The sequence below is a fragment of the Vibrio sp. E14 genome (assembly GCF_020515785.1).
GTDB classification, from domain to species: domain Bacteria; phylum Pseudomonadota; class Gammaproteobacteria; order Enterobacterales; family Vibrionaceae; genus Vibrio; species Vibrio diabolicus.
Genome location: NZ_JAHPJI010000004.1, coordinates 462,517 through 476,345, shown reverse-complemented (window position 1 = coordinate 476,345; position 13,829 = coordinate 462,517). Strand labels below are relative to the sequence as shown.

Here is a 13,829-nt window from a genome sequence, read left to right as displayed (position 1 = left end):
AAAAAGCCATGCATTGTCTGCATGGCTTTTTACATCGTACTAATAGCTTTCAACTATGAGTGATAGCTCACTTAGTCTTTTTTATCGTTGTACCAAATGCCTTCTTCAAGCTGAGATTTCAGCTCAGGGAAATCATTCGCATCAAACGTTGGTACTTTACCTTCACCAAGTTGGCGGTTGTAATCTTTTGCTAGCTTAATCACGATGCCAGATAGCAAGATGATTGCCACCAAGTTGACTATCGCCATCAGCCCCATCGAAACATCAGCAAGTGACCATACGACTGGGAGCGAAGCAAGTGCACCAAACATCACCATACCAAGAACAACAACGCGGAAAATGCTTAGGCCCGCCTTATGGTTGTGCTCTAGGAAGATTAGGTTCGTTTCAGCGTACGAGTAGTTCGCGATGATTGATGTAAATGCAAAGAAGAAGATTGCCACGGCAACAAAGATGCCACCCCAATCACCAACTTGCGAGCTCAATGCACGTTGAGTTAGCTCAATACCCGTCACTTCTGTTGCTTGACCGACATACTCACCTGACATCAGGATGATAGCCACTGTCGCTGAACAGATAACGATCGTATCCATAAATACACCTAGCATCTGAACATAACCTTGAGATGCAGGGTGTGGTGGGTAAGGCGTTGCTGAAGCCGCCGCGTTTGGCGCAGAACCCATACCCGCTTCGTTCGAGAATAGACCGCGTTTAATACCGTTAATCATTGCCTGTGCAATCGCGTAGCCAAGACCACCAGCCGCCGCTTCTTGCAGACCAAATGCGCTCTTAAAGATAAGCATTAATACATCAGGTAGCTTCTCTAGATTAGAGAACATGATGAACAGTGCTAGAGCCAAGTAAAGCAGCGCCATGATCGGAACGATCATCTCTGCGACTTTTGCGATACGCTTGATACCACCGAAAATTACAATCGCAGACAGTACTACAACCGCGATACCAACGTACAGGTCACTCCAACCAAATGCGGTGCTCATTGCATTTGCAATTGAGTTAGCTTGTACGGCGTTGAATACCAAACCAAAAGCGATGATTAGGAAAACTGAGAACAATACGCCCATCCAACGCATGCCCAGGCCTTTTTCCATGTAGTAGGCAGGACCACCACGGTAGTTGCCATCATCATCTTTGGTTTTGTATAGCTGCGCCAGAGTACTCTCTGCAAACGACGTTGCCATACCAAGCATTGCGATCAGCCACATCCAGAAGATCGCGCCAGGACCACCTGCAGTCAATGCAACTGCAACGCCCGCCATGTTACCTGTACCAACACGTGCAGCAAGACTAGTACAAAGCGCTTGGAAAGAAGAAATACCAGCTTTGTCTGCTTTACGACTGTTCTTAAGAACAGAGAACATGTGGCCGAAATGGCGGAACTGAATGAACCCTAATCGAACGGTGAAGTAAATACCAACACCAACAAGAAGATAAACCAGAATCGAACCCCAAAGGAGATCGTTCATCAAATTGATTAAGTCTGTCATGTGTACCTCAAAGTGAGTTGCGCCGGTCTATGCGTCCAAGCCATCCACCAAATTGCCTGCTAAGTGTCAAAGTGTGCTTAGCTTTTTAAGTAATGTTTATGGGCAATCTAGAATCGTAAACGTCGCTTCATGCATCCATTTTACGTACCAGCGTATTTTTTGACGGGCGGATAATGCAACCTAGGAGCGCAAAAATCAATATGCAACTATGATAATAACATTGTTATTTTTCACTATAAAGTCACCAAAAAATAACATAAATGGAAGACTTAACACCCATAAACCGCAACATTTCAATTACCAAATGCCAACATAAATAATTATCGCCCACCAAACAGAACGGAGCCCCATATAATTAAGACCAAGCTAGTATTCACAAGGTGTTACATAAATTTGCTCTAGTGCCTTACCATCTAATTGAACACTATTTCATCAAACTGGTTTTATGCAACTTTGACCTTTGCACTGTCTCCCCACTCGCCAAATCGAATTAACATTGAAAATCTCTCTATTTAATCGTTTTCTTGAGATCGTTTGTGCATTTTTTAGCCACCACATTGCCATGAAAAGTGTGATTTTGAGAATATTTTTGCACGAAAATGTCATGCTACCGACACAAATGCGAAATATATCATGGTTATTCTCACGGCTATTGTGGTACTTAAAAAACTCCACAAGGACTGGTTACAACAGTTTAGCTTAAGAAAGGTAAAGGTGGCTTATGGAAGGCTTTCAACTAGATGACATTTTTAATCTGGATACTACCTCAACAACCAAATCTCGTGCCAAACCAGTAAAGCGAAAGTGGCGTGAAATAGAAGAGATGAACGACAGGCGCAATTTGCTTAAAGAGCTACGCGAACTTGATGCCTGTACCGACTACAACTTGGAAGACATTAAACTCTAATTCAAACAAAAGGCACCTTAAGGGTGCCTTTTGTTTTTGTTTACAGTAACCGTAAACGACTTGAGTTTAAGCGCCAGGATTTGAGTATGAGTACCGTTATTACTCAATAGGAATTTTCCTGTCTTTTGGTTGAGAAGCGCAAAAGATAAATTTGCGTCCAATTCTCAATAAATAAGAAATGCAGCTAACAAACCCGAGTGATACTTTCGCTCACTCAGGTTTCATCGCACACACTTAAACATACTCAGCATCACTTTGACGCACACGTTCAGCTAACTGTTTATAACGATCGGCGATGGTGTCACCAAAAACTGGGTCATCTTCACTGACGCTCCATAAGCTTTCAACATGCTGCCAATCCTCGGTAGTGAACAGCTCCTCAATGAGAGGCAGGATTTTTCGTTCCTCTAACTCCAAGTGGCGTCTTTGTGATTCAATGAAATCCTCTAGGTGGGCCACAAACATGTCTTGAGGCACAACAGCATCCTGCAGGATCATCTCTATCAAGGAAGCAAACTCTTTGGTTTTACTTGCTAGCTCTTGGTGTTCTTTCTCTAAGTTTTCCATGGTCTGTTGCTTACCATAGTGCTCCAGAAAGTGGTGATAGAGAATATCTTCTTTCGGATGGTGAACTTTTTCTGAATGATTAGAGAGGTAATCAACTATCTCGCTTACTAATGCGTAGTTGATCGCACGTTCTTCTTTTATCTCATTAAGTTTATGGCGCAGTATCGCCAACAGACGAACCATATAGCCGTGTTCGCGTCGAATTCTTTCGATCATCATAGCGTCTCTCCTTAACACCTACTTTTAATAAGTGTACATGAGAAATTTGCCATCAGCCTCGAGCGTGCTCAAAAAAACAGCGATAATGGCAGCATTATCGCTGTCTCTTCTTTTATACAGTTAATGGCAAATGCCAGTTGATTGGTGCTTTTCCTTGCGAGGCAAGTAACTGGTTTGCTTGAGAGAAATGCTTACAACCAAAAAAACCTCGGTGTGCTGAGAGTGGTGATGGATGTGGTGCGGCTAACACATGATGTTTATTGCGATCAATAAAGCGCCCTTTCTTCTGAGCGTGAGAGCCCCACAATAAAAACACCACGCCTTCCTGATGCTGGTTTATCGCTTCAATCACTCGGTCAGTGAACGTTTCCCACCCCGTTTTTGAATGTGAATGCGCTTTACCTTGCTCAACCGTCAATACCGTATTGAGCAGCAATACACCTTGCTCTGCCCAGCTTTGTAAGAATCCATGCTGAGGGATTTGGAACCCTTCAATATCTTGAGCCAGCTCTTTATACATATTAACGAGTGATGGTGGCGTTTTGATTCCAGGAAGAACGGAAAAGCACAAGCCATGCGCCTGATTTGGACCATGGTATGGGTCCTGCCCCAGAATCACTACTTTAACATCGTTAAACTCGGTAAAACGAAACGCATTAAAGACATCTTTCGCTGGCGGAAAAATCGCTTTGCCTGCGGCGCGTTCTGCTTCTACAAAATTCAAAGTGTCTACAAAGTAGCTCTGTTTTTTCTCTTCGCCGATCACATCGTGCCAAGTGGGTGACTGATTCATGGAAAGTTCCTGTCCTAAATTTTGCTTCTATTCTAACGAGCGAAACCCAAACAAACAAAAACTTACCACGAACTTGAGAACAGTAATAAAAGACTAATGCTTCTGTGGCGTTCGAAAATGTCCCTGTCCTGTAATGTGACGATTAGGCATCGGCAAACGAAGCACGCGGCGGCTATATGCGTAAGAAGCAAAAGAGAGTGGTCGAGACATAGTGGCATCCTTCTTTCTTAATTCAAATTGACTTAAGTGACTAAGAAAGAAAAGTGCCAACTCTGTGATCACATCATTGGTTATCTATCGCCGCTAGATGAAACTGACGCAGTGCGTTGATTTCTTGCTGCCAGATGTCCGGATCAATTGTTTCTAAAATCAGAGGGATACCATCAAATCGAGGGTCTTTCGCGATGTACTCAAAGCAATCCCACCCGATCTCTCCTTTGCCTAATGAGTGGTGGCGATCCACTTTGCTGGCAAACTCAACTTTTGAATCATTTAGATGCATTGCTCTTAAATAGTGCATCCCAACAATACGGTCGAATTCCGCAAAGGTATGCTCACAATCCTCTTTAGTACGCAGATCGTAACCGGCAGTAAACGTGTGGCAAGTATCGAGACATACACCAACACGTTCTTTGTCTTCCACTTGATCGATGATTTCAGCAAGATGCTCAAACTTCCAACCTAGGTTTGTACCCTGACCAGCCGTATTCTCGATTACCGCGATCACATTCGGCACCGCTTTGTGCGCAAGATTGATCGACTCAGCGATCGTCGCTAAGCACTCCTGTTCCGAGACTTTCTTTAAGTGGCTCCCAGGGTGAAAGTTCAGCAACGTTAAACCCAATTGATTACAACGCTCCATCTCATCGATGAATGCAGCGCGTGACTTATCCAACTTATCCGCTTCTGGTGCACCTAAGTTAATTAGATAAGAGTCATGGGGAAGAATATGTTCTGCGCCGAAACCCAGCATTTTACAGTTCGCTTTAAACGCACTGATGGTTTTTGCTTCTAAAGGCTTCGCCACCCACTGGCGTTGGTTTTTTGTAAATAGTGCAAACGCATTCGCCCCAATTTCGCGAGCTCTCAACGGCGCTTGATCGACCCCACCAGCAGCAGAGACATGTGCACCAATGAGTTTATTCCCAAGCTTGTTTTTCATGTTTGTCATTTAATCACTTTAGACTTTCAGTATTGCTACCTAAATACAGATAGTTGCGTTAATCAGTTTAAACTTTAAGCTCAATTTGTAGTAAATTTACAACAAAATGAGTTATTAAATATTTTTTATATTATCAAATAAATTGTAATTAGTTTGTTTTCAAAGGTTTTATTGATTTAACTCAACAAAATCACCTTAATAAAAATAATGTTTTTGGTTGTTTTTTGACTTAAATCAATATTAAAATAGTGGATATTAGCTATATAATACTCAGCTCAACGAAAATTCGAAAATTAACACCAATAATCACCACGTAAGTGGTCTAGGAGATAGTGATGATCCAAGGTATCCAAATTACAAAAGCGGCAAACGACGACCTACTAAACTCTATCTGGCTATTAGATAGCGAAAAAAATGAAGCTCGTTGTGTTGCTGCAACTGCTGGCTACGAAGCAGACCAAGTTATCGCAATCAGCGATCTAGGTGAATACGAAAGCCGTGAAGTAGCAATCGAAACAGCTCCTCGCATCGAAGGCGGTCAACACCTAAACGTGAACGTGCTTAAACGCGAAACACTAGAAGATGCAGTTGCACACCCAGAGAAATACCCACAGCTAACAATCCGTGTTTCTGGTTACGCAGTACGTTTCAACTCGCTAACTCCAGAGCAACAACGTGATGTCATCGCTCGTACTTTTACTGAGACGTTATAATCTCAATAAAATCGACTTACTCACATTTAAAAAGCTTGGTCTCAATGGCCAAGCTTTTTTTGTTTTTCCATGCATCTAACCGTTCTGTTCCTTTACGGAGCATTTCTCTGTGACGGATCCTTCTTAAACACTTCAGCCAGTGAGGTTGGGTCAAGCCTTTCTCTTTGTTGTGAAGCGCCTTCTGCCCACCAAATGAGTTGATGTATTGTGCGATTCATATAGCTGTCCCACTGCGTCTGCTGCAATTCATCCGCAACGACACCCTGTTCGTCAAACACTTCTTGCGCTTTCGGAATGTGAATCATCGCCGAGACAGGTAGACATCCAAGTTCAGATAAGAAGGTACGCATCGACACTGCAGCTCGAACACCACCCCATTGTCCAGCAGAATAGGTCACGATAGCACTTGGCTTATAAGAAAACAGCGAACTGCCAAAGTGATTAAGCATATTTGCCAAGGCAGGACTCATCGAATGGTTGTATTCCGGGCTAACCATCACATACCCATCGGCCTGTTTGATTTTGTCTGCCAGCTCACTTAGGTGCTCCGGCACTTTAGAGCGGTGATAAGCAAACTCGGGCTTAAACACATCGCCAAAGTCATAGTCCAATGGGTCAATGATTTCGACGGTATGTTGCGAATACTGATTCTTAAACAACGTTTCACATGCTCTACTCACTCGCATGCCCAAGCGAGCTGGTCGTGGCGGTGTGCTGTCTCTTACCGAGCCTAGAAAAATCAAAAAATGCATGCTTCTATTTCCATCTTTAAGTTCGTTTCTCAATCATAAAGAGAGTCGAGACTTACCGACAATAAAAAAGGCGAATGATTGCTCATTCACCTTTCGTCGTTCATCATTTTAATAATTACTGTACGCGGCGCAGTACTTGTTTCAATGCCTCAAAGTCTGCGTCTAGCTCTTCCGATAGCAGTTCCATCGCCGCGTGCTTCGCTAGCGGTGCAGGAAGCTCGATGTCAGATTGCAAAATGTCATCCACCACTTCTTTGAACTTCGCTGGGTGCGCAGTACATAGGAACAGACCGGTTTCACCTTCTTGCAGTTGCTCTTCAAGAACGCGGTAAGCAATCGCACCGTGCGGTTCACATAGGTAGCCCAATGAGTACAGGTCTTTCACAGATTGTGCGCTTTGCTCATCTGAAACCGCGCCTTTACCTAGTGTCTCTAGGCCCCACTCTTTCACTCGGCAGAGCTCTTCGATACGCGGCCAGTTGTTCGGTTGACTCACGTCCATCGCGTTCGATGTCGTTGCAACCGTTGGTTTTGGCTCCCACTTACCTGTTTCTAGGTAGCGCGGAACCGTGTCATTAGCGTTAGTTGCAGCGATAAAGCGTTTGATCGGCAGACCCAGCGCTTTTGCCAGTAGACCAGCAGTTAGGTTACCAAAGTTACCACTTGGTACAGACACTACTAGGTTTTCACGCTCTTGTTTGCTCATTTGCGCGGCTGCTTCAAAGTAGTAACAGATTTGCGCCATCAAACGGCTGATGTTGATTGAGTTTGCAGAGTTCAGGCCGATCTCTTCACGCAGTGCAGAGTCATCAAAAGCTTGCTTAACCAGAGCCTGGCACGCATCGAAGTCGCCATCGATCGCGACAGTGTGAATGTTCTTGCCTAGCGTACAGAATAGCTTCTCTTGCAGTGGGCTGATCTTGCCTTTCGGGTAAAGAATCACAACGTTGATGTCTTCCATACCATAGAAAGCGTGCGCAACGGCTGCGCCAGTATCGCCAGAAGTCGCAGTCAGAATGGTGATCTTGCCACCGTCCGATACCGCCGCAAGAGATTGCGCCATAAAGCGACCGCCAAAATCTTTAAATGCCAGCGTTGGACCATGGAAAAGCTCTAACGCGTAAACACCGTCTTTGACTTGATTGATTGGCGCAGGGAATTGGAACGCTGCGTCCACAAGCGCGTTGACTTGCTCTTCCGCCAGCTCATCACCGATAAACGCTGATAAAATCTTAGTGCTACGAGAAACAAAGTCTTCTGCCAGTAGCGCATCAACGTCTTCAAACTTTGGTAATTCCGATGGGAAAAATAGACCTTGGTTACGGCCTAACCCTTGGCGAACGGCTTGGCCAAAGGAAACTTGTTCATCATTTTCTTTTATATTGTAAAGCTTCATAGCTCACTTCCTGTTACTTTCGAACCCTGCTTATCTAGACGACAAACGTGGATGAATCCTTCTTCGTTTTGTACGTAGTTCTGTTCTAACCAGCGAGCAACTCGCTCAGCGACATCTTTCTCTTTGCAAATACTGAACAGTGTTGGACCACTGCCAGAAATACCGGTTGCTAACGCACCTGCTGATGCAGCGTATTGACGTGCATTCGCAAAGCCCGGAAGCAGTTTCTCACGATACGGTTCTGCGATCACGTCTTTGATCATTTTTGCAGCAAGTTCTGGCTGACCAGAATGACACGCATGAATAAAGCCCGCAAGGTGACGACCATGAGCGATGATATCTTGTCGGCGGTATTGAGATGGTAGGATCTCACGCGCTTCTGCTGTTGATACTTTGATTCCCGGATACGCCATGACCCAGTACCAATCATCAAAACAAGGCACTTCTTGACTGATGATACCAAGCTCTTCAAGCATCAACTGGACACCACCAAGGTAACACGGCGCGACGTTATCGTAGTGAATACCACCAGAGATTTTGCCTTCCATTTCCCCCATCAGTGCTAGCAGCTCAGTCTCATTCAGCGGTTGACCATGGAATCGGTTTAAGGCATCCAGCGCCGCCACGATAGAACATGCACTTGAGCCTAAACCTGAGCCTATTGGCATGTTCTTTTCTAGCGTCATTTCAAGTGGTTTTAGCTCAACACCTTTTTTATCTAGCTCGCGAGAAAACACCAGCCAACAATCGTAAACGATGTTTTCTTTTGGCTCTGTAGGCAACTTAGAGACAAAATTACCCGCAGTTTTCAGACTGAATGGCTCAGTCCCTGCCTTAACTTGCACTCTGTCACCTAGCAAGGTCCCATCCACTGGGGACACCGCCGCCCCCAATACATCAAAACCAACACTTACATTACCAATTGATGCTGGGGCATAAACCACTACATCCATATCACTTGAACTCATTCTTGTTATACCCCTAGTTTCCAACCTAAAGTACGCATCACGTCAGAGAATACACCCGCAGCAGTTACCTCTGTACCTGCGCCATAGCCACGCAACACAAGTGGGATTGGCTGGTAGTAACGGCTGTAAAATGCCAGTGCGTTTTCACCGTCTTTGATTTTATACATCGGATCGTTTTCATCCACCGCAGCGATGCTTACTGTGCACTTGCCCTCGTTAATTTCACCAACATAACGTAGTACTTTGCCTTCTTCTGCTGCTTTAGCCGATAACTCTTTGAAGTAAGCGTCTGCTTCTGGGAGACGCGCCATAAACTCATCAACACTGCCTGAATCATCAAAGCCTGGCGGTAGCGCTTGGTCAACAACAACGTCTTCAAGCTCTAATGACATGCCCGCTTCACGAGCTAGGATCAACAGCTTACGCGCGACATCCATACCAGACAGATCATCACGAGGATCTGGTTCAGTAAAGCCATTTTCTTTTGCGATATTCGTCGCTTCACTTAAGCTCATTCCTTCATCTAACTTACCGAAGATATAAGAAAGAGAACCCGAAAGAATACCGCTGAAGCGCTCCAGTTCATCGCCTGCAGAAATTAGGTTTTGCAAGTTTTCAATAACCGGTAGGCCTGCACCTACGGTTGTTTCATACATCAATTTACGACGGGAGCTACGAGCCACATCGCGAAGCTGATGGTAGTACGCCATGCTTGCTGTGTTTGCTTTTTTGTTTGGTGTTACAACATGAAAACCTGCCGCTAGAAAGTCGGCGTATTGTTTAGCAATGTCTTCACTGGACGTACAATCAACCAATACTGGGTTGATAATATGATTGCGTTGTACCAAAGAAATCAGACGCGCTAGGCTGAACTCTTCTGTGGCTGCTGACATACGATCACGCCAGTGCTCAAGCGGTAAGCCTTCGCTATCAAGCAAAAGACCTTTGCTGTTTGCTAAGCCACAAACTCGAATCACAATGCCTTTCTCAGCCAGTTTGACTTGTTGGCGCTCGATCTGTTCCACAAGCTCGCCACCCACACCACCAACACCAACAACGAACACATCGAGGAAGTGTTTCGAGTTGAATAGGTTTTCGTGACACGCTTTGATCGCTTCAGAAATTTTGTCTTCTGGAATAACGGCAGAAATCGCACGTTCTGATGAGCCTTGTGCTATCGCTACGATATTCACGTTCACTTCAGCTAGAGAAGAGAAGAAGCGAGAAGCCACACCACGCGATGTGCGCATACCGTCACCAACAAGCGTAATGATTGAAACATTATCAATAAACTCGACCGGTTCTAGTAAGCCATCTTTCAGTTCTAGCTCGAACGCATCTGCCAGCACTTGCTGCGCTTTCGCTTTATCTTCAGCCTCAATACAGAAGCTGATGCTGTATTCAGAAGAAGACTGAGTGATCAGAACAATAGATACACCAGCAGACGACATCGCACCGAATACACGGCTCGCCATGCCTACCATGCCTTTCATACCAGGGCCTGATACGTTAACCATGGTTAGGTCGTTAAGTGTTGTAATACCTTTGATCGCAAGATTATCTTCACCAGTATCTTGGCCGATAAGAGTACCTGCACCTTGAGGGTTAAAGCTGTTTTTGATCAGACATGGAATATGGAATTGAGCAATAGGGGCGATGGTTTTCGGGTGCAGAACGGAAGCACCAAAATAAGAAAGCTCCATCGCTTCTTGGTAGCTTAGTGATTTAAGCAGGCGAGCATCTTCGACTAAACGTGGGTCACAGTTGTATACACCATCAACGTCGGTCCAGATTTCACAACAGTCTGCGCGTAAGCAAGCTGCAAGAACCGCTGCCGAGTAGTCAGAGCCATTACGACCAAGCGTGACAAGCTCTCCTTTTTCGTTGCCAGCTGTAAAGCCCGGCATAATGTTCACATGACCCTGAGGAAGGGGTTTTTGACGGAAGTTTTGCGTTGAAATATCCACATCAACCATAGCTTCAAGATGATCACCTTGGGCATACAGATACTCGACAGGATCGATCAAGCTCGCTTGTTGTCCCTTCGCCTCCAAGACAGCTTTCATCAACTGAATGGAAACACGCTCACCTTTACTAATAATGCGCGCATTTACGTTGTTTGGGCACATACCTAATAGATTGATGCCGTGAACAAATTGACGTAATTGAGATAGCGAGGTTTTCACTTGGTTATCGAAAGCTGAACCATCAATATTGGGGAGTACTGCTTGGATTTGAGTGAAGAGCGTTTTAAACGATTCATCCAACTCTTTGATTTGCAGCTCTGCTTCACCATTGCGCAACGCGCCTTCAATGACCGCAACCAACTTATTTGTTGTTTTACCTGGGGCTGAAAGAACAACCGCCACTTCTTCTTGTTGAGCGTTGTTGGCAATGATGTCTGCCGCTCTTAAAAAGCGATCTGCATCAGCTAGTGATGAACCGCCAAACTTCAATACTCGCATCCCTTCCTCCGGTATATCTTCTCAAACTTGTCTAAATTCTGGATAAAAAAGCATAAAAAAAGGCCTGTATCTTGTTGGATACAGGCCTTTTTTGTGAATTTCTTTCGCTCAGCAGCCTGCCCCAACATGTGTCGTGTCGGTAATAATAATGGTCGTGGTCATTACTACTAGGCTGTTAGATGGCATAAATAAATATTCAACGTTAATTGTGTTTGCTTAACTCTACGTTTACCGAGTTTCCGATTCATAGTCAACAAAAAATTGTTTGTTTTTCAGTCTTACAGCGATTTCTGCTAAGCAATCTTATTGATATTTAAAGCTAATTGGATGTTATTGCTCGTTTGGAAATCTGTCGCTTATTTTTGTAGGGGGCTCATCCCATCGTCATCAGTCTCACTTTTTACTCCATAACTAGTCTGATCTTCGTCATAAAGCGTAAGATCAAATTATGAAAGGGAGTTGTTGACACTTAACAACAACTTAACTGTGACCTATGTTCACAGAATCGAATTATTTAGAAAATAGGTGAGCTAGCTTTCATATTCTATGCTTTAATAGTGAGAAGCTTTGGGCACATACTAATAAAAAAGTTGACACAAGGAGTGGTGAGCATGAAAAGAGGGCTTTTTCTGTTGCTTTTTTTTGTGCCTGGCGTTTGTCTAGCAAACGAGCTTCCGCCTCTTCCAGGCAAAACATCCCCTTCTCCTCATAAACTATTTATTTCCAGCGACAGCTATCAATCTGACAGTTTCGATGTTTGGAATATCGACACGGGTTATGCGTACGAACTTTTTGACTCAGTAGACGTTTACGTCGGTGCACGAGTCAACAACTCTCCAACCCAAAACCAGAGCGGTTTTTTGAGTGGGATCAGCTATCACTTCAATGATCGTGTCACACTAAAAAGTACGGTTCGCTCTTACAAGAATGAGACTGCGGAAGGTATTCGACAAGAAGACAGCAGCCTCGCAGCTGAAGTCTCAAGTCGCGTAAAAATCACCGATAAACTGGATCTTCACGCGACTCTTGATTACCAAGATTGGCAACAAGGTATTGAGGTAGGTTTAGGCTTTCGTTTTTAGAAATCTAATTTTTGCTTTGAAATCAACACACCATTCCAATCAGCGTACACATAATGCTTCGGCTGCACGATTTGGTTTTGCATCGTTAAGGTCACATTGACCTCTCCCATACCTCGCTTCTCTGTCTTAAACGGATTGGTACCAAGTGCTTGCACGCCAATGTCCATCTGAGATATTTGTGCTACGTCGCGTATTGCACCATAGACAATAATGCCTTCCCACCCATTTTCTATTCCGAGTATTGCTAATTGATCGCCAAGCAATGCTTTCTGACACGAACCATGTCCGTCAACAATCAATACTTTCCCCGTTCCATCTTCGCCCAGTACTTCACGTACTTTTGAGTTGTCGTGGTAGCAACGCACTGTGACAATTTCTCCGTAAAAAGCGGTGCGTTGACCAAAGTTCTGCAGTGGCAAAGTAAGCAGGGTAACTTGGTCTTCAAATTGGTCACAAATATCGGGTGTAATGTCTCTCATATTTCCTCCGTGAATTTTCTCACCCAAGCAGTGCTTCGGTGAGTAGTATCCTTTCCTATACGAGTCGAGGCTTAAGGGAGCCTAACTTATGCAACACTTTCGGCTGTGAGCACGCAATAAGGTAAAGTTGATCATCAATGACGTAGTAAATCGCGTTTTGTTGAAAGTCATTCGCCAATGCGACCGCCGCCTCCGGTGATAACTCGACGGCAAAGCTTTCCTCATACCATGTAAAAGAGCTGTCACCTACTGTGATAGGCGCGTAATTAACGTGCTGTAGCAGTATTTCTAATGCTTGATTGCTTATGCAGTTCTCTTCTTTGGACCGCAAATTACTGTATGGGTTCCAAGCGGTTATCACAGCGTAGTTTGAAACGCACCACTCGGCCTCGAATCTGAAAAAAGATTCTGAATAAGCATTCCATAACGATGCGTCTATGTTCGTATTACTTTTTTCTATCATAAGTCTTAAACGATTAATAACAGTTACATTTCATCAATTGATATAAATCAACAAACTGAATGGAATTAACATTTGAGCATTGTTAGCATGCTGTTAACAATATAAAATCCGCTCCATATCTTAGGGTGTTTACGTTTCAGGCCCCACAGAAAGCAGGAAATGAAAGGTAAACAAGCCCTTTAGAATAAACGTCGCCATTGGATACTGGTGAGTTGGCAAAATTCCATGGAGGGCGGATAACTGAAAGAAGTGTTTTTTTGATCAACTTGATTTATTATCAAAATCACATTACCTGTATGTTATATTTTTGCCTAGAATTTATTCTATTAGCACAATTTTGTCACAAATTTAGGTACCG

Annotated in this window: 14 protein-coding genes and 1 other annotated feature; of the genes, 3 read left to right on the top strand and 11 right to left on the bottom strand. The window is 44.1% G+C overall.

Features of this window, described 5'->3' with window-relative positions; genetic code table 11:
* Positions 1-71: 71 nt before the first annotated feature.
* Positions 72-1,505 carry an alanine/glycine:cation symporter family protein gene (locus tag LIX84_RS14330; protein WP_005396293.1) on the bottom strand — a complete coding sequence of 478 codons (1,434 nt, stop codon included), beginning with the start codon at positions 1,503-1,505 and terminating at the stop codon, positions 72-74.
* Positions 1,506-2,226: 721 nt separating this feature from the next.
* Between LIX84_RS14330 and LIX84_RS14325 the strand changes: the two genes are divergently transcribed.
* Positions 2,227-2,412 carry a DUF3545 family protein gene (locus tag LIX84_RS14325; RefSeq protein WP_005396294.1) on the top strand — a complete coding sequence of 62 codons (186 nt, stop codon included), beginning with the start codon at positions 2,227-2,229 and terminating at the stop codon, positions 2,410-2,412.
* 234 nt (positions 2,413-2,646) lie between these two features.
* Here LIX84_RS14325 and LIX84_RS14320 read toward each other — a convergent pair whose 3' ends face one another.
* The 3 genes from LIX84_RS14320 to nfo all read right to left on the bottom strand — a co-directional run bounded on the left by LIX84_RS14320 (position 2,647) and on the right by nfo (position 5,162).
* Positions 2,647-3,198 (bottom strand): hemerythrin domain-containing protein, encoded by a 552-nt coding sequence (locus tag LIX84_RS14320; protein WP_005396296.1) that lies wholly within the window; start codon positions 3,196-3,198, stop codon positions 2,647-2,649.
* Between the two features lie 112 nt (positions 3,199-3,310).
* Positions 3,311-3,991, bottom strand: coding sequence for a uracil-DNA glycosylase (gene ung / locus LIX84_RS14315; protein ID WP_005396298.1), 681 nt, complete (start codon positions 3,989-3,991; stop codon positions 3,311-3,313).
* A 283-nt stretch (positions 3,992-4,274) separates the two neighbouring features.
* On the bottom strand, positions 4,275-5,162 hold the full coding sequence (nfo, locus tag LIX84_RS14310; RefSeq protein WP_046873969.1) for a deoxyribonuclease IV: 888 nt from the start codon (positions 5,160-5,162) through the stop codon (positions 4,275-4,277).
* Between the two features lie 326 nt (positions 5,163-5,488).
* Between nfo and grcA the strand changes: the two genes are divergently transcribed.
* Positions 5,489-5,866 (top strand): autonomous glycyl radical cofactor GrcA, encoded by a 378-nt coding sequence (gene grcA, locus LIX84_RS14305; RefSeq protein WP_005381814.1) that lies wholly within the window; start codon positions 5,489-5,491, stop codon positions 5,864-5,866.
* 92 nt (positions 5,867-5,958) lie between these two features.
* Here the strand turns inward: grcA and LIX84_RS14300 are convergent, their stop codons facing one another.
* From LIX84_RS14300 to thrL, 5 genes are all read right to left on the bottom strand, one after another.
* Positions 5,959-6,618, bottom strand: coding sequence for an NADPH-dependent FMN reductase (locus LIX84_RS14300; RefSeq protein ID WP_226421579.1), 660 nt, complete (start codon positions 6,616-6,618; stop codon positions 5,959-5,961).
* 115 nt (positions 6,619-6,733) lie between these two features.
* Positions 6,734-8,014, bottom strand: a complete 1,281-nt coding sequence (gene thrC, locus LIX84_RS14295; protein WP_226421578.1) for a threonine synthase — start codon at positions 8,012-8,014, stop codon at positions 6,734-6,736.
* Entirely contained in the window at positions 8,011-8,967 is a 957-nt protein-coding gene (gene thrB, locus LIX84_RS14290; protein WP_226421598.1) for a homoserine kinase, read from the bottom strand. The genes thrC and thrB overlap by 4 nt, the downstream gene beginning before the upstream one ends.
* A 20-nt stretch (positions 8,968-8,987) precedes the next feature.
* Positions 8,988-11,447 (bottom strand): bifunctional aspartate kinase/homoserine dehydrogenase I, encoded by a 2,460-nt coding sequence (thrA, locus tag LIX84_RS14285; protein WP_226421577.1) that lies wholly within the window; start codon positions 11,445-11,447, stop codon positions 8,988-8,990.
* A gap of 53 nt (positions 11,448-11,500) precedes the next feature.
* Positions 11,501-11,620, bottom strand: a sequence feature (Thr leader region).
* Positions 11,556-11,633, bottom strand: a complete 78-nt coding sequence (gene thrL, locus LIX84_RS14280) for a thr operon leader peptide (protein WP_074192076.1) — start codon at positions 11,631-11,633, stop codon at positions 11,556-11,558. Its footprint overlaps the feature before it by 65 nt.
* 425 nt (positions 11,634-12,058) lie before the next feature.
* Between thrL and LIX84_RS14275 the strand changes: the two genes are divergently transcribed.
* Positions 12,059-12,529: a ribonuclease regulator gene (locus LIX84_RS14275; RefSeq protein ID WP_065645163.1), complete on the top strand. Its 471-nt coding sequence runs from the start codon at positions 12,059-12,061 to the stop codon at positions 12,527-12,529.
* Here the strand turns inward: LIX84_RS14275 and LIX84_RS14270 are convergent.
* Both LIX84_RS14270 and LIX84_RS14265 read right to left on the bottom strand, forming a co-directional pair.
* Complete coding sequence (locus LIX84_RS14270) at positions 12,526-13,008, bottom strand: putative 4-hydroxy-4-methyl-2-oxoglutarate aldolase (protein ID WP_005396309.1); 483 nt, start codon at positions 13,006-13,008, stop codon at positions 12,526-12,528. The two genes, LIX84_RS14275 and LIX84_RS14270, sit on opposite strands and share 4 nt — an antisense overlap.
* Before the next feature lie 55 nt (positions 13,009-13,063).
* Entirely contained in the window at positions 13,064-13,471 is a 408-nt protein-coding gene (locus LIX84_RS14265) for a DUF3293 domain-containing protein (protein WP_226421576.1), read from the bottom strand.
* Between the last annotated feature and the right edge of the window lie 358 nt (positions 13,472-13,829).